Source organism: Micromonospora tarensis (assembly GCF_016803395.1).
GTDB lineage: Bacteria > Actinomycetota > Actinomycetes > Mycobacteriales > Micromonosporaceae > Micromonospora > Micromonospora tarensis.
Genome location: NZ_JAEVHL010000063.1, coordinates 1 through 20,065 on the forward strand (window position 1 = coordinate 1; position 20,065 = coordinate 20,065).

The following is a 20,065-nucleotide window of genomic DNA, read 5'->3' on the forward strand; positions in this document are numbered from 1 at the left end:
GTGGGTGGGGGTTCAGGCGATTGGCCAGGTGTGGACGGGTTGGTTGGTGCGTTGCAGCTCCGCGTAGCGCTGGACCATGTGGTTCAGGGCGGCCGGGCGGTCCATGCCGTGCTGCCGCTCCGCCGCCCAGACCGTCTCGGTCTGCCAGACGGCACCGTTGCGACCGGTCCGGCAGCGCTGTTCGATGATGCCGAGCAGTCGGTCCCGCTGCGCCGCGTCGACGCCGAACCCGTCCAGACCGGCCGCGGCGGTGGGCAGCAGCTGATCCATGACCAGCTTGGTGACCGGCACATCACCGAGCCCGGGCCAGTGCAGCACGGCGTTGAGGCCACGTCGGGCGGCGGCGTGGAAGTTCTCCTCGGCGGAGCTGAAGGTGAGTTGACTCCAGATCGGACGATCCGCCTCAGCCAGGCCGCGTACCAACCCGAAGTAGAGGGCCGCGTTGGCCAGCATGTCCACCACGGTGGGGCCGGCCGGCAGCACCCGGTTCTCCACCCGTAGGTGCGGGCGGCCGTTCATGATGTCGTAGACCGGGCGGTTCCACCGGTAGACAGTGCCGTTGTGCAGCCTCAGCTCACCGAGCTTCGGCACGCCACCGGCGTGCAGCACCTCGACCGGGTCCTCGTCCTCGCAGATCGGGAGCAGCGGCGGAAAGTACCGCACGTTCTCCTCGAACAGGTCGAAGATCGAGGTGATCCACCGCTCGCCGAACCACACTCTCGGCCGTACCCCCTGGGCCTTGAGCTCGTCCGGGCGAGTGTCGGTGGCCTGCTGGAACAGGGCGATCCGCGTCTCGGCCCACAGTTGCCGGCCGTACAGGAAGGGGCTGTTCGCGCCGATCGCCACCTGCACCCCGGCGATGGCCTGGGACGCGTTCCAGTAGTCGGCGAAGCTGTCCGGCGCCACCTGGAGGTGGAACTGGAGGCTCGTGCAGGCGGCCTCGGGGGCGATCGAGTCGGTGTGCATCCGCAACTGCTCGACACCCCGGATGTCCAGCTCGATGTCCTCGCCCCGGGCGCCGACGATCTGGTCGTTGAGCACCCGGTAACGCTCGTTGGTGGAGAGGTTGTCCTCCACCAGGTGCCCCTCGGTCAGGGTGGGCAGAATGCCGACCAGGACGATCTTCGCGTCGGACCTGGCCGCGCGCTCGTCGGCCCGGGAGAGGCTGCCACGCAGGTCCTGCTCGTAGTCGGCGAAGCCGCTGCCCTCGATCAGTCGGGGCTCGGCGTTGAGTTCCAGGTTGAACTGCCCCAGCTCGGTCTGGAAGAGCGGGTCGGCGATGTCGGCGAGGATCTCCTCGTTGCGCATCGCCGGCTGGGCCGCCGAGTCGACCAGGTTGAGCTCGATCTCCAGGCCGGTCATCGGTCGGTCGGCGTCGAAACCGAAGTCGTCGAGCATCAGGGCGAAGACGTCCAGGCACCGCCGCACCTTCTGCCGATAGCGGACCCGATCATCCCGGGTGAACGCGCCCTCTGCGAGGTCCCTGCCCATCTGTCCTCCCGACGGCCGGCGCGGTCGGGATCCTGCCGTCCCGGAAAGCGCATTGTGCAGCATCAACGGTAAGAGCGCCCACCTGACCGGGGCCAGGGGTCGACAGCGGGGATCCGACATCGACCAAAGCGGCGGCACTCGTGGCGCCATCTGTACCCCGTCGGCCACCTGGTGGACCCGACAACGTTGAGAACAACTCGTGACAATTGCCACGGGATCGGCCTGGCCGGAGACGACGCAGGGCCCACGCCGAGGTGCGGCGCGGGCCCTGGGTACGAGAGATCAGGCCTGGCGGACAGCCTCGCCCTCGATCTCAATCTTGATCTTGCGGCTGACCAGCACGCCGCCGGTCTCCAGCGCGACGTTCCAGGTCAGACCGAACTCCTCACGGTCGATCTCGGTGCTCGCGGCGAAGCCGAAGATATCCTGGCCGAACGGGCTGCGCCCGACGCCCTCGAACTCCACCTCCAGCTCGACCGGGCGGGTGACGCCCCGGATGGTCAGCTCACCGGTGAGCACGAACTCCATGCCTCGCCGGGACTTGACGCCGGTGCTGCGGAACTCGAGCGTCGGGAACTTCTCGGCGTCCAGGAACTCGGGGCTGCGCAGGTGCGCGTCCCGGTCGGCCTGGGTGGTGTCGATGCTGGCGGCCTGGATGGTGGCGACGACCGACGACTGCAGCGGGTCCTCGGCGACGGTGATGGTCGCGGTCGCCTCGTTGAACTCACCGCGGACCTTGCTGACCATCATGTGCCGGGCAACAAAACCAACCCGCTTGTGCGCCGCGTCGAGCACGTAGGTGCCGGCCGCCGGGATGGTGAGGCCGTCCCAGTCGCGGGTAACCGCATCGGTGCTGCTGGTCATGCTGCTGTCCTCCAGGAAGATTGTTTAGTAGCCCAACGGCTGCTTGAACAAATATAGCTTCAACAACATTCCCCGTGTCAAGTACTGGTAGGATGAACGAGTGACCAACGTCTTCGACGATCCCCGGATCACCGCCGTCGGCCTGCTCTTCGAGGCCCACGCCGGGCTGTCAGCCCGGTTCACCGCCCAATTCGAGGAGCACGGCCTCTCCGCGGTCGAGTTCGAGGTCATCACCCGACTGGCCCGATCGCCGGGCAACCAACTACGCATGACCGACCTCGCCGCGCAGACCTCCCTGTCGACCAGCGGAGTGACCCGGGTGGTGGACCGGATGGAACGGGACGGGTTGCTCACCCGGCGGGCCTGCCCGAACGACCGACGCAGTTCCTACGCGGTGGTCACCGCGACTGGCATGCAACGCCTGAAGGAGACCCTGCCCGGGCACCTGCAGATGATCGAGCAGTGGTTCACCGGTCAGCTCAGCCCCGAGGCACTGGCCGCCCTGCTCGACGGGTTGCGCCGGGTCCGCGACGCCGCGCATCCGTGCGCCACCGCCGGCAGCGACGACATCAACCCGGAGCAGCTCGCCGCCGGCGAGGGCGCCACCGGCGCCAAGGGCGCGCGCTGAGGGAATCCGGCACCGGCAGAAAGACCGGCAGAACTGACCCAACCAAGCTGGAGGATTCGGCCTAAGCCGACTTTCCGCCACCCGCGCGGTGGCAGGCTTCGGGTACCGGGGATCACCGGGGGGTGACGGCGCGGGCGATCAGCGAGGGGTAGCAACAAGGGGGCTCTTCGCCCGCGCCACTCTCCCGGCCCGGCATCCCCGCCACGCTCCGGCACCCGCGCCTACTGACGCTCCGGCACCCGCGCCTACTGAACAGCCGGTCCGCCCCGAGCGGCGATCAGCGCGTAGAGCAGTCCCGACTCCTGCGGCAGCAGTCGGATGCCATTTTCCCGGCAGACCCGCTCCAGCCGGTCGAGCACCGCCAGGTCCGCAGTGCTCGCGGCCAGTCCCACCAACGCCTCCACCGCGTCACGGCGCTCCTGACCCGCAGCGTCGGCGGCGGCGGCGAACCATTCGGCGGCCAACTCGCGATCGCCCCGGTGCAGCGCCAGATTTCCCTCGATCAACGCACAGAGCCCCGTCTCGGGTCCGCCCCAGCCCAGGGTCGCGTCGTCCGAGCGCGGTCGCGGCACGCCCCGCCGTACCGGTACGGCCGCCGTGAACTCGGCGACCCCTGACCGCAACTCGGCCAGCACCTCGGTCGCCGCCGCGACCCGGCCCTCCTGGGCGAGAGCCAACCCGACAGTTCCGAGGACCCGGCGGCGGCGCCCGGGATCACCCAGCTCCGCCAACGCCGCGATCGCTCCCCGGCCCTGGTCGATGGCGTCCGCGTACCGGCCCTCCAGGCGGGCGACCTCGGCCCGGTTGGCCCAGCCCAACACCCGCAGCCGCTGCTCGCCGCTCTCGGCGGCGAGCCGGTCCACGGCAGCCAGTCGTCGGCGGGCCGCGGCCAGGTCACCAGCTCGGATCTCATGCCAGGCGAGGCTGTTCTGGGCCACCGCCAGATCCCTGGTCCGGCCGTTACGGGCGGCCAACCGCAGCACCGCCTCGGCCTGCTCGCGAGCCTCGTCCTGCCGCCCCACGGAAACCAGCAGCGTGTCGAGCACGTTCCGCGCCTCCAGCTCCCCGGTGATGTCGCCGACCTGCCGGAAGGTGTCCAACGCCGCCCGCGCGGTCGACAGCTCCTCGGCACCCGCGCCGTGCTCGGCCGCGAGCCGGGCCACTCCGAGGGTCGCCCACCCACGCAGGAGGGGATCGGCGTCGGCGGTGCGTGGGTCCGCCAGCAGCCGGCGCAGCCACTGCCGCCCGACCACATCGCGCCCGCGCAACCGCCACCAGCGGGTCAGGCAGGCCGCCGACTGGAGCGCGGTCAACGGGTCGTCGGTGGCCGCGTGCGCCAGCGAGGAGCTGATGTCACTGGACATCTCGTCCAACCGCCGCACCGCGTCCGGCAACCGTGGACCGACCAGATCGGTCGCGGTCCGTGCCACCAGCCGCGCGATCACCTCGGCGTGCCGACGCCGGATACCCGGCAACTCACCAGCGCCGGCCGCCTGCTCGACGGCGTAGTCCCGGACCGCGTCGAGCAGGCGGAACCGGAACGATCCGGTGCCGCGTACGCTCAGCAGCCCCAGCTCGACGAACCGGTCCAGCAGCGGCACGGGGTCGATCGCCACGGTGCCGTCCCGGTCAGCCTCGTCGGCGAGCATCTCCTCGGCCAACTCCACCGACCAGCGGTTGCCGAAGACCGCGAGCTGGCGCAGCGCTGCCTGTTCGTCCGGCGCCAGCAACCGATAGCTGAACGCCACCGCGTCCCGCAGGGTGACCGCGACCGCCGCCGTCGCTCGGCTGCGGTCGGAGCCGCTCGACCTGCGGGTGGCGGTATCGGATGCGTCCCAACCCGGATGGGCTGATGCGTCGGCGGACGTGGCCAGGTCCAGCACCCGGTCGCCGTACCGGTCGAGCAGCTCGGTGAGGTCAAGGAGGCGGCCCCGGGCGGCCATCAACTCGATCGCCAGTGGCAGCCCGCCCAACCGGCGGACCAGCGCGGCGAGCGCGGGCAGTTCGTCCGGGGTGGGTGGCTCCCGACGGACCTGGGCGAGCCGGGCGGTGAACAACGCCACCGCCGGCCAGGAGTCGAGTGTGGACGGTTTGGCGGGTTCGGCGTCCGAGGGCGGCACGTCGAGCGGCGCGACCGGCCAGACCCGCTCACCGGGTAGTCCGACCGGGTGTCGCCCGGTGACCAGCACCCGCAGCGCGGGCAGGGCGCCGATCAGCTGGTGCAGGGTCGCGGCCACCGGACCCGGGGCGCGCTCCACCGCGTCCATCACCAACAACGCCGGCCGCCGGCGAGCCGGGCGACGAGTTCCGGCAGCCGCGCCACACCGAGTACGGACATTGACGCGACGAGCACGTCCGGCCCGTCCGAGCCCTCACCGACCAACACACCGGCCACCCCGGCCGGGTAGGCCGAGGCCACCAGGTGCGCCACCGAGGTCGCCAGCGCGGTCTTGCCGACGCCGGCCAACCCGACCAGGCTCACCAACCGGGGCTCTCGCTCCCCGGTCAACATCCCGGCCAGCTCGGTGAGGTCGCGCTCCCGGCCGATCAGCGCGACCGGCGGCGGGAGGGCGACCGGCGGGTTGACGGGTGCCGCCTCCGAGGTGGAGTTGCCGCCCACCTCGAACGCCGTCGAGCTGCTCTCCGGCGTGGCCTCGGTACCGGCGCCGCGGGCCGCGACGAGGAACGCCGCCCGACTGACGCCGGTCAGCGCCAACGCCCCGGCGAGCAACTCGACTGTGGTCCGCTGTGGCCGGTTGGACCGGCCGCGCTCCAGGTCCCGCACGGTCCGCACACCCACGCCGGCCCGGGACGCCAGCTCGGCCTGGGTCAGGCCGGCGGCACGTCGATGCCCGCGGAGCAGCTCCGGCAGGGTGGTACGGCCCGGGCTCCGCGACCGGTCATGATCCGGAGTCATGGGCACGAAGAGTACGGATCGGCCCCGACCATCGGCAGTCGAACGTCGGGCTACTGACGCCCGCTCGCCGATATCTGACAGCCGTACGGACAGCCCGCCCCGGACGGCCGGTTGATTGTTCCGGCTGGATGAGTCAGAGACCCAGATCCCGGGCGATGATCATCCGCTGCACCTCGCTGGTGCCCTCGCCGATCTCCAGGATCTTGGCATCCCGCCAGAAGCGGGCCACCGGATACTCGTTCATGAAGCCGTACCCGCCGTGGATCTGGGTGGCCTCCCGGGCATTGTCCACAGCGATCGTGCTGGCGTGCAGTTTGGCGATGGCGGCCTGCCGCTTGAACGGCTCGCCGGCAAGCATCCGCGCGGCGGCGTCGTAGTAGGCCAACCGGGCGGTGTGCGCCTTCAGCTCCATGTCCGCGATCTTGAACTGGATGGCCTGGTTGGCGCCGATCGGTCGGCCGAAGGCGTGCCGCTCCTTCGCGTACTTGATCGACTCGTCGACACAGCCCTGCGCGAGGCCGACCGCCAGCGCGGCGATGGCGATCCGGCCCTCGTCGAGGATCCGCAGGAACTGGGCGAAACCCCGGCCCCGGGCGCCGAGCAGGTTGGCGGCCGGCACCCGGCAGTCGTCGAAGGTCAGCTCGTGGGTGTCCGAGGCGGTCCAGCCCACCTTCGAGTAGCCCGGCGCCACGGTGAACCCGGGAGTACCGGTCGGCACGATGATCGTCGACAGCTCCTTGGAGCCGTCCGGGTTGGTGCCGGTCACCGCGGTGACCGTGACCATGGCCGTGATGTCGGTCCCCGAGTTGGTGATGAACGCCTTCGATCCGTTGATCACCCACTCGTCGCCGTCCAGCACCGCGCGCGTCTGGGTGCCGGCCGCGTCCGAGCCGGTGCCCGGCTCGGTCAGACCGAAGCCGGCCAGCGCCTCGCCGCTGAGCAGCCGGGGCAGCCAGGTCGCCTTCTGCTCCTCGGTGCCGAAGCGGTAGATCGGCATCGCGCCCAGCGAGACCGCCGCCTCCAGCGTGATGGCCACGCTGGAGTCGACCCGGGCCAACTCCTCCAGGGCGAGGCAGAGCGCGAAGTAGTCGCCGCCCATGCCGCCGTGCTCCTCGTCGAAGGGCAGGCCGAACAGGCCCATCTTGCCCATCTGCCGGATCACCTCGTACGGGAACGTGTGCTGCTCGTAGTGCTCGGCGATGACCGGGGCGACCACCTCGCGCGCGAATTCCCGCACGCTCTCCCGCAGCGCCGCTTGTTCGTCGGTGAGCCGGAAGTCCATCTCATCCTCCTGTAAGGACGGGTCCACATCGGCGCTCGTGACGCCGGGGGCGGGTCGCTGTGCGGGCCTGAGTCGGTGATCAGACCGGGGTGACGCCGTGTCGACGGCGGGAGAAGTGCCGATCCTTGGTACCCGCCGCCGCGAATCGACGGACCAGTTCGGTGCGCAGGTCGTGCGGCTCGACGATGGCGTCCACCACCAGTTCGCTGGCGAGCCGGACGACGTCGATGTCCTGCTCGTACTCGGCTCGCTTGGCGGCGACGAAGGCGGCCCGCTCGGCCTCGTCCGGGATGGCGGCGATCTTGTTGGCGTAGACCGCGTTCACCGCCGCCTCGGCCCCCATCACCGCGATCTTCGCGGTGGGCAGCGCGATGGTGGCGTCCGGCTCGAACCCGGGGCCGGCCATCGCGTAGAGACCGGCGCCGTACGCCTTGCGGACCACCACGCAGATCTTCGGCACTGTCGCCTCGGAGATCGCGGTGATCATCTTGGCGCCGTGCCGGATGATGCCCTGCTTCTCCACCGCGCTGCCGACCATGAAGCCGGGCACGTCGCTGAGGAACAGCAGCGGCACGTTGAACGCGTCGCAGAGCTGCACGAACCGGGTGGCCTTGTCGGCCGAGTCGACGAAGAGCACGCCGCCCTTGAACATCGAGTTGTTGCCGACCACGCCGACGACCTGACCGTCGAGCCGGCCGAAGCCGATGGTCAGCTCCTTGGCCCAGAGCGCCTGGATCTCGAAGAACGATCCCTCGTCGAGCAGGCCCCTGACGTACCGCCGCATGTCGAACGCCTGCCGCTCGCTGGCCGGCACCAGCGCGGCCAGGTCGGCCTTCGCGGGCGCGGCGACGGCCGGCGCGGCCGGCGGCGACTGGGTCCAGTTCGCCGGCAGGTACGACAGGTAGGTCTTCACCACGTCGAGCGCGTCGGCCTCGGTCTTGCAGAGGAAGTGCCCGACGCCGGACTCGGCGGTGTGCACCCTGGCCCCGCCCATCGCCTCCAGGGTGGTCTTCTCGCCGGTGACCATCTCGACCATCCGGTCGGAGCCGAGATACATGCTCGCGTTGCCGTCGACCAGGGCGACCACGTCGCAGAACGCCGGAATGTACGCCCCTCCGGCGGCGCTCGGGCCGAACAGCGCGCAGACCTGCGGGATCGAGCCGGAGGCGCGGACCTGGTTCCAGAAGATCCTGCCGGCGCCGCGTCGGCCGGGGAAGAGGTCGACCTGGTCGGTGATCCGGGCGCCGGCCGAGTCGACCAGGTAGACCATCGGCACGCCGGCGCCGTACGCCCGCTCGATGATCCGAATGATCTTCTCGACGGTGCGGGCACCCCAGCTGCCGGCCTTGACGGTGGAGTCGTTGGCCATCAGGCAGACCTGCCGGCCGTCGATGGTGGCCGTGCCGGTGACCACGCCGTCGGCGGGCAACCCCTCGGCGAGCGCGTTGGCGTAGAGGCCGTCCTCGACGAACGAACCCTCGTCGACCAGGAGCGCGACCCGCTCCCGGGCGAAGAGTTTGCCCTTGGCCGCGTTGGCCGCGTGGTATTTGTCCGCGCCACCGGACCGGGCCCGCTTGCGCAGCTGCTCCAGTGCCTCACCGTCGAGCGTCACGCCGACCCCCTACTGCCGCCACCCCGGCCGGCTACCGCGCGGGCACGCCGACCGACCTAAACGATCGTTAGGCTAACCTACCCGGACCGGGCGCGGCGACCCAACCGCCGGATACGACAGGTCGGAGGCGGAGCGGCCAACCAGGAGGCCGGAGCGGACGGGGATCGGGTCAGGCGCTCGGCTTCTTGCCGATCCACTTCTCGTAGAGCGTGTCGTACGTGCCGTCCTGCCTCGCCTTGGCCAGCTCCTCGTTGATCGTCCTGAGCAGTTCCGGGTTGCCGCCCTTCTTCACCGAGATCCCGTACTGCTCGCCGGTGTCGAACTCGGCCGCCACCTCGAAGCCGCCCGGGTTCTCCTTGATGTACTCGGCCCAGACCGGCAGGTCGTTGATGGCGGCCTCGATCTGCCCGGTGGCGAGCGCCTGCTGCTCGGCGGCGAGGTCCTCGAACTCGACGAGCCGGAGGCTCTTCTCCTTCTCGAACCTGCGGGCGTAGTCACGGCCCGTGGTCGCCGCCTGCACGCCGACCTTCCGGCCCTTCAGGTCGTCCAGCGACTTGTACGACTTGCCGGCCTTGACCAGCATCGCCTGCGTGGCATCGAAGTAGGGCGCGGAGAAGTCCATCACCTTCTGCCGCTCCTCGGTGATCGTCATGCCCGCGGCGGCGGCGTCACACTTGCCCGTGTTCAGATCCTGACCGGACTTGATCCCCTCGAACGGCGTGTCGACGATCGCCTGCTCGACGCCCAGCTTCTTGGCGACCAGATCCATCACGTCGACGTCGAACCCCACCACCTTGCCGCTGGCGTCCTTGGACTGGAACGGCGGGTACGGCAGGTGGGTGCAGATGGTCAGGGTGCCCGCCTTGATGAGCTTGACCCCGCTGGTCTGAACCTCACCCTGATCCTTTTTGGCACATCCGGCACTGAGGACAAGTGCACCGACAGTAACAACAAGACCGACGGTTTGGACCGGCTTATAGATATTCACAGTTATGCCCCTTTGTTTCCCCGAAGTAACGGGAGGACAGGGTGACGGCAGAGGGACCGTACCTGATTCCAGGATTGCGGACTAGATCCAAAGGCACTGAGCGGTGGGTCCGCTCAGCCGAGGCGGCGACACCCCAAGGTCGTCGATCCCGGCCCGTGAGAATCGTTGACAGCGCTGGGATTCCCCTGCTAGCCACCCAGGGTTGGCGGGTCGGCCGGCACCTCGACTCGCGGCCCCGCCCGTCGGTGGCCGACCGGCGGTCAGTTCGACGCTGACCGATTTCGACGCTTCGCCCTGTTCTTCGATGGTAAATCACCGCTATCGATGCATAGACAATTTCAAAACTTCGTAGTTACGATGCGATGCAGTCAACGGGGACTACCAATCCTGCCTACGGTGCCGCCGCTACGGCATATTGTGAACTGCTCGGGAGAGGTGCCTCCGTGGTGTCCTCAGAAACACCTTGACCGTCGCCAGAACAGAGCGCCTGTGCCCCAGTCCAGCCCAGGTCGGCGCTCTCCTCACCGGGCCGGTCCGGCCACGTCCGATCCACCAGACAGTCGTCGACCTCATCGACCAGACGATCCGTCGGCATCCCGACGCCACCGCGATCGTCCACCCCACCGGCACGCTCACCTATCGGGACGTGGATCGGCTGGCCGACGCGGTCACCACCGACCTGCTCGCCGTCGGCGCCCGGCGGGGTGACTTCGTCGCGCTCCTGCTCGACGACCGGGTCGGGCTCCTCGTCGCCATGCTCGGCACCATGCGGTCGGGCGCCGCGTTCGTGCCGTTCGACCGCGCCTGGCCGGCGCTGCGTCAGGTCCGGATGCTCGACGGCCTCAGCCCGGTCGCCGCCGTCGGGTCGCCGCCGGACGGCGCACCCGCCCTGCCGGTGATCGACGTGCGGACGGAGCCGACCACACCCCGGCGCCCTACGCCCGCCACCGACCGACCCCGGCCGGAAGACCCCATCTACGCCTTCTTCACCAGTGGCTCCACCGGTCTGCCCAAGTGTGCGGTCAACCTGCACCACGGGCTGGTCAACCGCTTCCTGTCGATGACCGAACGGTTCGCCGCCGACGGTGCGGTGGTGCTCCAGAACTCCGCGCACACCTTCGACTCGTCGATCTGGCAGCTGCTGTGGCCGCTGACCCGCGGTGGCACCGTGGTCATCCCGGACCGCACCGGCATCCTCGATTTCGACGCGACGCTGGCCCAGATCCACCGGCACGGCGTCACCATGACGGACTTCGTTCCCAGCATCTTCGACCTGCTTGTCGAACGCCTCCAGCACCGGCCACGGGACCGGCACCTGCTGGCGTCGATGCGCCAGGTCTTCATCGGTGGCGAAGCCGCGAAACCGCACACGGTCCAGGCCTTCCGACGGATGTTCGCCGACATCCGGGTAACCAACACCTACGGTCCGACGGAGGCGTCGATCGGCTCGGTCTTCCACGCCGTGACCGACGACGACCGCCAGGTCATCCCCCTCGGTCTGCCCCTGCCCAACACCTCGGTGCTCCTCCTCGACGAGCACGGTCAGCCGACCCCCCGGGGCGAGATCGGTGAGATCCACCTCGGCGGCGTCTGCCTGGGCGCGGGGTACCACGGCGACGCGGAGCGGACCGGACAGGTATTCGTCCCAAACCCGTACGACGAGGTCGCCGGCGACCTGCTCTACCGCACCGGGGACTTCGGCTGGGTACGCGAGGACGGCCTGCTGATGTTCAGCGGCCGCCGGGACGCCCAGGTCCAGATCGCCGGGATACGGGTCGACCTGGGCGAGATCGAGCACGCGCTCACCACGCTGCTCGGCGTGCACCAGGTGAAGGTGGTCGTCGACGAGGCTGGGGCGGCGGCGACCATGGTCTGCTTCTACTCGGCCGAGCGGGCCGTGACCGAGGAGGCGCTGCGCGAGCACGCCCGGACCGCGCTGCCCGCCGCGTTGGTGCCCGGCAGGTTCGTCCGCCTCGCCACCCTGCCGTTGCTCTCCAACGGCAAGGTCGACCAGGAGCGACTGCGCCGCCGACTGGCGGGCGCCGCACCGAAGGCCACCGACACCGACGCCGCCTACCCGGCGGACAGCGTCGAGGCGCGGATCGCCGAGATCTGGACGCGGGTGCTCGGCTTCAGCGCCAACGACGACGACTTCTACTGCCTGGGCGGAACGTCACTCGGCGCGGCCCGGCTCGCGGTGGAGTTCGAACGCGCCTTCGCGATCCAGTTGGACGTACGCGACCTGATCCGTTCCACCACCATCGCGGCACAGGCCGAACTGGTCCGCCGGGGCAGTTCGCTGCCCCCACCCGTTGTCACGCCGCACCAACTGGCCGACGACCTGCGCCTCGGTGAGCTGGGCCGGGTGCGGGTCCGGCGACCCGACGACCCGGGGGTGATCCTGCTGGTCGGCGCGACCGGCTTCATCGGCACGCACGTGCTGGCCGCCCTCACCGCGCACTGTGGTCGACAGATCGTCTGCCTGGTCCGCGCCACCGACGACGAGGCGGCCCGGCACCGGGTCAGGTCCGCGCTGTCGGCCGCCGGCTACCGGCCAGCGGAGCTGATCGGATGGTCAGCCCTCGCCGGTGACCTCGACAAACCCCACCTCGGGCTGGTGGCCGCCGACTGGCGACGGCTCTGCCGACAGGTCGGCACCATCGTCGACGCCGGCGGTCGGGTCGACACCCTCCGCGACTACGCCGACCTACGGGCCACGAACGTGCACGGCCTGCGGACCCTCATCCACCTCGCCGGCACCCACGTCCGCAAGCGGATCATCTCGCTGTCGACGACCACCGTGCGGCACGCCCCCGACACGCCGCTCGCCGAGTCGTTCCTGCCGCCCTGGTCGACGTTGCCGCCCGACGGTTACAGCCAGTCCAAGTGGGTCGGCGAGCAACTGCTGCGGGCCGCCACCGAGCAGGGCGTCCCCGCCGCCGTCGTCCGGCTCGGGGAGGTCGCCGCCCACTCTCGGACCGGCCACGCCAACCCCCGGTCCTCGGTCACCATGATCCTGCGGCTCTGCCTACGGCTCGGCGTACGGCCACCGACCCGCCTGCACGTGGACTGGACTCCGGTCGACCTGGTCGCCCGAGTGGTCGCCGCGCTCACCGACCCGCACCACCCGGTGCCGCCGGGCACCGTGCTGAACGTGGTGGCGCCGACCTCGGTGCCGGTGACCGAGCTGCTGTCCCGGCTGCGCGCCGAGGCGGGCGCGCTGCCGGAGGTCCCGTACGACCGGTTCCTCGACCGGGCCGCCGACCTGGTCGGCGATGACGAGACAGCCCGCTGTCTCGCTGTTCTTCGGCCCCGCAGCGCCGCGGCGACCGACGCACTGACCGGGGTGTGCCACGACGCCCTGGTCGGCACCGACACGGTCCGCGCCGCCCGGCTGGCCCGGGACCTCGGCCTCGACTGGGGCACGGGTCGGGACGTGGGGGTCGACACGATGCTCGACCGCCTCGCGAGGACCTACCTGTCAGTGAACCGTCCGCACCTGTCCACCGCGACAGTCCAGTGAACCGCGACCTACCGGCCCAGGAGACGCCATGAAGGTGAACCTCTACTACGCCCCGTTTCCCTCGCAGATCTTCCAGGGGGAGAGCGAGCCGATCAACACCGAGCGGCCACTCAACCCGAAGAGCGCGCTGACCACCATCGCCGCCGGGCTGCGGGCGTACGCACCGCACTTTGGCTACTCCTGCGACATCGAGATCATCGATCTTCAGCTCGGTGGGCAGCGGGTCAAGTACAAGTCCCTGCCGTACGGCCCTCGGATCATGGACTGTTTCCGGTACGGCACCCCCTTCGAGGAGGCCGACGAGAAGATCCGCTCGGCCGAGGTGCACGGGATCACCTGCAACTTCACCAACAGCGCACACATCGTCAGTGACCTCGCGCAGCACATCAAGCGGGTCAACCCGAAGGCCATCGTCGTCGTGGGCGGCGTGGACTGCACCGCCCGTCCGCAGTACTACCTGTCCCGGGGCGCGGACGTGGTGGTGCGTGGCGAGGGCGAGCTGACCTTCGCCCGGATCATCGACGCGCTCAACCGCAAGCAGGACCTGGGCACCGTGCCGAACATCTCGCTGCGGGGCCGGCTGATCCCCACCAAGGTGGACACCGGCGAGACCGTACCGATGGATTCGATCGAGCCGATGGCCCTGGACCTGATCCCCGATCTCTCGGTCTACACGGACACGGCGGAGGGACCGCCGCCGGAGGGCGTGCAGGGCAGCTTCATCTGCTGGGAGACGTCCCGCGGCTGCGCGTGGCGGTGCTCGTTCTGCACGGCCCCGTCCCGCGGCGGGTACCGCTACATGAGCCTGCCGACGATGGAGAAGCACCTCAGGACGTTCCAGGAGTACGGCATCAAGACGATCGTGTGGCAGGAGGACAACCCGCTGTCCCGGATCCAGCAGAACGGCACCGGCCGTTACCTGTACGACTCCGGGCGCGAAGACGTGCTCGCGATGTTCCACATGTTCCGGGACTACGGCTTCGCCTGGGAGTTCGCCAACGGCATCGAGTTCGGCAAGTTCATGCAGAACGGCAGATTCGACCACGAACTCGCCGACGCGCTGCTCGGCAGCAAGATGGTCGACGGCCGGTGGGTCGGTTGCTACCGGGTGCAGATCCCGCTGGACAACATGAACGTCAAGAAGCGCCGGTTCCCCAAGCTGCTCGGCTTCGACGAGCAGGTGGACGTCCTGGCGACGATGCTCACCGACCACGGCGTCGGCCACCAGACGTACGACCTGTTCATCGGCTATCCCGAGCACGACCGCGAGGGCATCGACATGTTCACCGACTACTGCCTGCGGTTGAAGGAGGAGCTGACCGCCGTCGGGCAGGGGAGGTACCAGCCGTACTTCAACGTGTTCAACCTGTCGTTGCTGCCGGGAGCCCGGGACTGGACCACCCTGCACTCCCTGCTCCAGTTCGACATCGACCAGAACCCGGAAGTCATCGGAATCTTCCTGTCGGCGATCAACACCGATCACTTCACCTACTGGGACATCTACCAGAAGCGCCTCGAGATGACGACCATGCTCAACGATCGCGAGATGCACCGTCTCTACGACGGCATCTACGCGGGCTGACCAGGAGGTTACGGCCATGCGTGTCACCCTGTTGTACGCCCCGTACCCCGGGCAGTCGTTCCGCGACGAGGACACCACCATCAGCCCGGTGCGGGTCCGCAACCCCAAGAGCGCGCTCGTCACGTTGGCGGCCGGCGCTCGCGCCTACCTGCGCGAGTGGGGGGTGGACGCGGAGTTCAAGATCGTCGACACCCAGGTGGACGACGGCGAGCCGGTGCACTACGCCTCGTTCCGGTACGGGCCGCGCACCATCGACTGCCATCGCTACGGGGGCCCGTTCGAGGCGTACGCGGACGAGGCGCGTGCCGCCGACATCATCGGGATCTCCAACAACTTCACCAACTCGGCGCGGGTGGTGACCGAGTTCGCCACGTTCCTCAAGCAGGTGAACCCGAACGCGCTGATCGTCGGCGGAGGGATGGACGTCACCGCCCGACCGGACTGGTATCTGGCCAACGGCTTCGACGTGGTGATCCAGCTCGAGGGTGAGCTCACCTTCGCCAAGCTGATCCAGGCCCGGGCGACCGGCCAGCCCATCGAGAGCATGGTGATGACCCGGCGGGTCGGCGACGGGCTGGTCATCATGGGTGGCGCCCAGCTCAACCTGGCCGAGCTGCCGCCGATGGCGCTCGACCTGATCGACGACCTGTCGGTCTACGACGACACCGGCGAGGGTCAGCCGCCGATGACAGTGCGGGCCCCGTTCACCTGTTTCGAGACCTCGCGCGGCTGCTACCGGACCTGCTCGTTCTGCGCGACCCCGATGCGCGGGCACTACCGCTACATGAAGCCGGACGTGGTTCGGCGGCACTTCGAGTACCTGAAGTCGATGGGGATCTCGAACATCCTGTTCCAGGAGGACAACACGCTCTCCCGGATCCAGCGCTCGGGGCGGGGGACGCTGCTGCACGACAGCGGGCGGGAGGACACTCTGGAGATCTTCCGGATGGCCCGCGAGATGGGCTTCTCCTGGGAGTTCGCCAACGGGCTGGAGTTCGGCAAGTTCCTCGACCTGGGTGAGGTCGACCGGGAGTTGATGGAGACCCTGTTCTGGAACGACACCAGCGGGGACCGCTGGATCGGCTGCTACCGGGTGCAGATCCCGCTCGAGTACCTCGGTGACGAGCCCACCAAGAAGTTCAACAAGCTGCGGCCCTTCCAGGAGCAGTTGCAGATCGTCACGTCGATGCTGGACCTCGGCGTCCGCTATCTGACCTTCAACATGCTGATCGGGCATGACGACGACGACCAGGCGATGATCGACATGTACCTCGACCGGTGCCTGCAGCTGAAGGCCCGGCTCAACGAGGCGAGCACCGAGGCAACAAACTACTTCAATGTCTTCAACCGGACTCTGCTCCCCGGCACCGCGGACTTCCGGAAGAAGGCAGATCGACTATCGTTCGACATCGAGGAGACGCCGGAAGTGATCAGCGTCTACCTCTCGCCGATGCCGTCGAACCACCTCTCCTACTACCAGCTGTTCGAGCAACGCCTGCGACTCACCGAGGCGTTGAACGGCTCGCTGATCGACCAGTACGACGGCATCTACCGGCCGCGCGCGCAGAAGGAGTCCGTCCCCGTTGTCTGAACTGGTGACTGATGTCGCTGAGTGAGGCCGTCGGGCGCTACGCCGCACTCTGGCGTACGCCCGGCGTTCCCCGGGTGATGTTGCCCGCGATGCTCGCCCGGCTGCCGGTGGCCATCGAACCGCTCGCGATATTCCTGCACATCAGCGCCGAAACCGGTTCCTACACGGCCGGCGCGGCGGCCCTCGGCGTCTTCTCGGCGGCGTTGGCCGTGGCCTGGCCGCTGCACGGCCGGCTGATCGACCGACGCGGGCTGCGGGTCGTGCTGCTGACACTGGCGGCGCTGCACGCGGTGGCGCTAGCCCTCTTCGTCGTCGCGAGCAGCGGCCCGAGCTGGTTGCTGGTGGCCTCGGTCGCGCCCGTCGCGCTCACCATGGCACCTGTGGGTTCGACAGTCCGCGCGGCCTGGGCGTTGATCCTGCCGCCCGGGCCGGCACTGAACACCGCCAACGCGCTGGAGGCGGTGCTGGTCGAGGTCTTCTTCGTGATCGGCCCCGCCCTGACCGGCCTGCTGACCGGCGTGTTCAGCGCACTCACCACGACGCTGCTGGCCGGCGGAATGCTCATTGTCGGCTCCCTGCTCTACGGCACCGCACCGGCCGTGGCGACGATGCGGCGGGAGGCCGACGGCAGCGAGCCGGGCGCAGCCGCCGCTGGACAGAGCGACGCCCGGGGCGGGCGGAGGCCGTGGCGCATTCCCGGCGTGCTGGCGATCCTGGTGGCCGCCGGCGGGGCGGCCGCGGCGTTCGCCGTACTCGAGGTCACCGTGCCGGCGACCGTGTCGGCGCACGGCGACGCCGCGGCGACCGGCGTGGCGCTACTGTCCCTACCCCCGGCGGCCAGCGTCCTCGGCGGGTTGGTCTACGGCGCGCGGCAGCACACCCGGCTGCCGGTCAACCGCTACCTGGTGCTGCTCGCGGTGGCGTTCGCGTGCATGGTGCCGCTGGTCTTCGCCACCTCGGTCCCGGTGCTCGCGGTGTGCCTGTTCCTCGCGGGTCTGCCCCTGGCGGCGCTCAGCTCGGAGGAGTTCGGCCTGCTCGGCAGCCTGGTGCCCAAGACGGTGATCAACGAGTCGTTCGCCCTGGCGGCCACGATGATGGCGGTGGGCAGTGCGGCCGGGACGCTGGCGGCGGGCGCGGTCCTGGGCTGGCTCGGCCCCACCGAGGCGCGGCTGCTGTCCCCGACGGCCGCCCTGATCGCGTTCGCGGCCGTCTTGTCGATGCGGGCTACGCTGAGCACCGTCGATTCATTGGCCACTGCCGACAGCGGAGCGTGACGGGACAGCGAGGTCGAAGAACGCCCGGGGCGGGGATCGGAAAAAGCGGGGGGACACGTGTCCGGAAACGGCGCGGAAGATTACTACGGCCTGCGCAGGTGCATGGTAACGGCGCAGGAGGCACTGGACCGACGGTGGGCGGACGACGCGGACGTGGTCGTCGTGACCGACCCACCCCGGGAGCACTGGGCGAGCCTTCAGGCCGCCGGCTTCCGGATCAAGCCGCGCTGGGTGACCTGGGGGCGACCCACCCCGGTCAGCACCGAGGACTTCCTCGCCGGGCTCTCCAAGGCGGAGCGCCGCAACTTCCGGGACGTGCGCCGGTTCGTCGACACGCAGGGGCTCACCATCGAGGTGTGCACCCGGCTCACCCCGGAGCTGTTCGCCGAGTTCCTCGCCGTGTACGACGCGCAGATCGCCGCCATGCCGCACGGTCTGCCGGCGGCGCACTGGGTCGACGCCACCGAGGCCGGGCTCGCCGATTTCTTCCTCGTCGCGGCGCGCGCCGGGAACGAGTTGATCGCCGGTGTCGTCTGCCGCGTGGCCGCGTCCGACCCGGCCATGCGGATCGCCTTCTCCGCCGCCCGGCCGCAGGTCCGCCAGGCGATGATCAGTCGGGCGCTCTATCTGGCCGCGTTCGAGGAGGCCCGCCGGCGTGACTTCGCCTGGATCTCGCTCGGCACCGACCCCACCCTGTACGGCCACATCGCCCAGGCCGGACTCTTCACCTTCAAGAGCCGACTCGGGTTCGTGCCGGTGCCGCTGCACCACCTCGACCCCGACGACGACGGCTGCGACGAGGCGGAGCTGGTGCTCAGCACCGAACGGCTCAGCGAGCCGGCGCTGAGCCTCTGCTACGCCCGGCCACCGGATCGGCCGGGCACCTGGGCGGATCCGCTGCCGATGCGGCTCGACGTGCTCAGCCCGGCGCACGGCCTCGACCTGCGCCCGTACCGGTCCTCCTTCGTCACGGAGACCGTGGTGGCTCCACCGGGCGCCGGGGTGGCCGCGGGCGAGGTCGTGGTGATCGTCGACCCGTTCTCGACCGGCGCGCTGCTGGCGCCCGCCTTCAACCGGCAGGGTCGGCGCTGTGTCGCGGTCCTCACCGGCACCATCAACGAGCGGTACGCCGCAGGTCTGCGCCGGGACGACTTCCTGACCGTGTTGACAGTGCGCGGCGAGTCCCCGCAGGCCCTCGGCGCGGCCGCCGAACTGCTCGCACCGATGCGGCCGGTCGAGGTGATCGCGGGCAGTGAGTGGGGCGTCAACGTGGCCGACGACCTCGCGGAGCTGCTGGGGCTGCCCGGCAACGTCCGCTCGGCGGACGTCCCCGGCGGGAGAAGCCCGCGATGATGAACGCGGTCGCCCGCGCGGGGTTGCGGGTGCCGCTCGGCGCACGGGTGGGCAGCGTCGAGGACCTGGACGACTGGCTCGCGGCCAGCCGGGTGCTTCCGGTGGTGGTCAAGCCCGCCGCCAGCGCCGGCTCGGAAGGGGTGTACTTCTGCGCGGACGAGGCCCAGGCGCGGGCGCGACCGCGAAGCTGCTCGGCGCGACGAACGCCATGGGCCAGCCGAACGACTCGTTGCTGGTGCAGGAGCAGCTCGTCGGCCAGCAGTACTTCGTCAACAGCGTGAGCCTCGACGGCCGCCACCACATCCACGAGATCTGGCGCGACGACCGCTTCTTCATCGACGGCGTCCGGTGTACGACCGGCAGGTCCTGCTGGACGGGACCGGTGCGATCGAGGGCGTGCTCCGCCCGTTCGTCGAGGGGGTGCTGGACGCGCTCGGCGTGCGTACCGGCCCGGCGCACACCGAGTTGCTGGTCGACGACCGGGGGCCGGTCCTGATCGAGTCCGGGGCGCGGCTGGAGGGTGGCGTCTCCCCGGCCGGGCCCGAGCGGGCCACCGGGGTGAGTCAGTTGTCGCTGACGGTCGAGCGGTACACCGACCCGGAACGTTTCGCCCGGCGGATCGGCGCCAGCTACCAGCGGCAGCGGGCCCTGATGGTCGTCTGTCTGGTGGCGCCCTACGACGGCACGGTCGCCGAGGGCGCTGCCCAACGACTGGCCGAGATTCCCTCGATCTTCTGCGGGTCGGCGTTGGATCTGCTGCCCGGCACCCCGGTGCACCGGACCGTCGACCTGTTCACCTCGCCGGGCCATCTCTACCTGATCGCGGATGATCCGAGCCGGCTGGAGGAGGACTACCAGCGGATTCGTGCCCTCGAACAGAAGGACCTGTACGAGTACAGATAAGGGGTAGATCTTCGTTGGGTGGGCGATATCCTGAGCGCTGATCTCCCGAATGAGGAT

Annotated in this window: 13 protein-coding genes and 1 pseudogene; 8 read left to right on the plus strand and 6 right to left on the minus strand. The window is 69.8% G+C overall.

The features are described from left to right. Positions 1-12 precede the first annotated feature (12 nt). Together JM949_RS14950 and JM949_RS14955 are read right to left on the minus strand one after the other, a co-directional pair. Positions 13-1,491: a glutamate--cysteine ligase family protein gene (locus JM949_RS14950; protein ID WP_203149088.1), complete on the minus strand. Its 1,479-nt coding sequence runs from the start codon at positions 1,489-1,491 to the stop codon at positions 13-15. Between the two features lie 282 nt (positions 1,492-1,773). Beyond that, complete coding sequence (locus JM949_RS14955; protein WP_203149089.1) at positions 1,774-2,355, minus strand: YceI family protein; 582 nt, start codon at positions 2,353-2,355, stop codon at positions 1,774-1,776. A 100-nt stretch (positions 2,356-2,455) separates the two neighbouring features. Between JM949_RS14955 and JM949_RS14960 the strand changes: the two genes are divergently transcribed. Then, positions 2,456-2,983, plus strand: coding sequence for a MarR family winged helix-turn-helix transcriptional regulator (locus tag JM949_RS14960; protein WP_203149090.1), 528 nt, complete (start codon positions 2,456-2,458; stop codon positions 2,981-2,983). Between the two features lie 245 nt (positions 2,984-3,228). On the opposite strand, the pseudogene JM949_RS14965 reads toward JM949_RS14960, so the two are convergent. The 4 genes and pseudogenes from JM949_RS14965 to JM949_RS14980 all read right to left on the minus strand — a co-directional run bounded on the left by JM949_RS14965 (position 3,229) and on the right by JM949_RS14980 (position 9,782). Further along, a pseudogene (locus JM949_RS14965) lies at positions 3,229-5,900 on the minus strand (ATP-binding protein). 133 nt (positions 5,901-6,033) lie between these two features. Further along, positions 6,034-7,182, minus strand: a complete 1,149-nt coding sequence (locus JM949_RS14970) for an acyl-CoA dehydrogenase family protein (RefSeq protein ID WP_203149091.1) — start codon at positions 7,180-7,182, stop codon at positions 6,034-6,036. A gap of 79 nt (positions 7,183-7,261) precedes the next feature. Beyond that, on the minus strand, positions 7,262-8,794 hold the full coding sequence (locus tag JM949_RS14975) for an acyl-CoA carboxylase subunit beta (protein ID WP_203149092.1): 1,533 nt from the start codon (positions 8,792-8,794) through the stop codon (positions 7,262-7,264). A gap of 169 nt (positions 8,795-8,963) precedes the next feature. After that, positions 8,964-9,782, minus strand: a complete 819-nt coding sequence (locus JM949_RS14980; protein ID WP_203149093.1) for a basic amino acid ABC transporter substrate-binding protein — start codon at positions 9,780-9,782, stop codon at positions 8,964-8,966. Between the two features lie 463 nt (positions 9,783-10,245). Here JM949_RS14980 and JM949_RS14985 point away from each other — a divergent pair, with 463 nt between their 5' ends. The 7 genes from JM949_RS14985 (at position 10,246) to JM949_RS15015 (ending at position 20,008) form a co-directional block, all read left to right on the plus strand. Beyond that, the gene (locus JM949_RS14985; RefSeq protein WP_203149094.1) at positions 10,246-13,305 is read left to right on the plus strand and encodes an amino acid adenylation domain-containing protein; all 3,060 of its coding nucleotides are present in this window, start codon (positions 10,246-10,248) and stop codon (positions 13,303-13,305) included. A 28-nt stretch (positions 13,306-13,333) separates the two neighbouring features. Beyond that, positions 13,334-14,887 carry a B12-binding domain-containing radical SAM protein gene (locus tag JM949_RS14990; protein WP_203149095.1) on the plus strand — a complete coding sequence of 518 codons (1,554 nt, stop codon included), beginning with the start codon at positions 13,334-13,336 and terminating at the stop codon, positions 14,885-14,887. A 16-nt stretch (positions 14,888-14,903) separates the two neighbouring features. Continuing rightward, positions 14,904-16,478, plus strand: coding sequence for a B12-binding domain-containing radical SAM protein (locus JM949_RS14995; protein ID WP_203149096.1), 1,575 nt, complete (start codon positions 14,904-14,906; stop codon positions 16,476-16,478). Positions 16,479-16,489: 11 nt separating this feature from the next. Beyond that, on the plus strand, positions 16,490-17,752 hold the full coding sequence (locus tag JM949_RS15000; RefSeq protein WP_203149097.1) for an MFS transporter: 1,263 nt from the start codon (positions 16,490-16,492) through the stop codon (positions 17,750-17,752). A 102-nt stretch (positions 17,753-17,854) separates the two neighbouring features. Then, positions 17,855-19,105 (plus strand): GNAT family N-acetyltransferase, encoded by a 1,251-nt coding sequence (locus JM949_RS15005; protein WP_203149098.1) that lies wholly within the window; start codon positions 17,855-17,857, stop codon positions 19,103-19,105. Beyond that, complete coding sequence (locus JM949_RS15010) at positions 19,102-19,386, plus strand: hypothetical protein (protein ID WP_203149099.1); 285 nt, start codon at positions 19,102-19,104, stop codon at positions 19,384-19,386. The genes JM949_RS15005 and JM949_RS15010 overlap by 4 nt, the downstream gene beginning before the upstream one ends. Positions 19,387-19,453: 67 nt before the next feature. After that, positions 19,454-20,008: a hypothetical protein gene (locus tag JM949_RS15015; protein ID WP_203149100.1), complete on the plus strand. Its 555-nt coding sequence runs from the start codon at positions 19,454-19,456 to the stop codon at positions 20,006-20,008. The last annotated feature ends 57 nt before the right edge of the window (positions 20,009-20,065 follow it).

Bases quoted from the DNA above. Each gene is read 5' to 3' on its own strand.
- JM949_RS14950 (WP_203149088.1), bottom strand. From the start codon at position 1,491: ATGGGCAGGGACCTCGCAGAGGGCGCGTTCACCCGGGATGATCGGGTC.
- JM949_RS14955 (WP_203149089.1), bottom strand. From the start codon at position 2,355: ATGACCAGCAGCACCGATGCGGTTACCCGCGACTGGGACGGCCTCACC.
- JM949_RS14970 (WP_203149091.1), bottom strand. From the start codon at position 7,182: ATGGACTTCCGGCTCACCGACGAACAAGCGGCGCTGCGGGAGAGCGTG.
- JM949_RS14990 (WP_203149095.1), top strand. From the start codon at position 13,334: ATGAAGGTGAACCTCTACTACGCCCCGTTTCCCTCGCAGATCTTCCAG.
- JM949_RS14995 (WP_203149096.1), top strand. From the start codon at position 14,904: ATGCGTGTCACCCTGTTGTACGCCCCGTACCCCGGGCAGTCGTTCCGC.
- JM949_RS15000 (WP_203149097.1), top strand. From the start codon at position 16,490: ATGTCGCTGAGTGAGGCCGTCGGGCGCTACGCCGCACTCTGGCGTACG.
- JM949_RS15005 (WP_203149098.1), top strand. From the start codon at position 17,855: ATGGTAACGGCGCAGGAGGCACTGGACCGACGGTGGGCGGACGACGCG.
- JM949_RS15010 (WP_203149099.1), top strand. From the start codon at position 19,102: ATGATGAACGCGGTCGCCCGCGCGGGGTTGCGGGTGCCGCTCGGCGCA.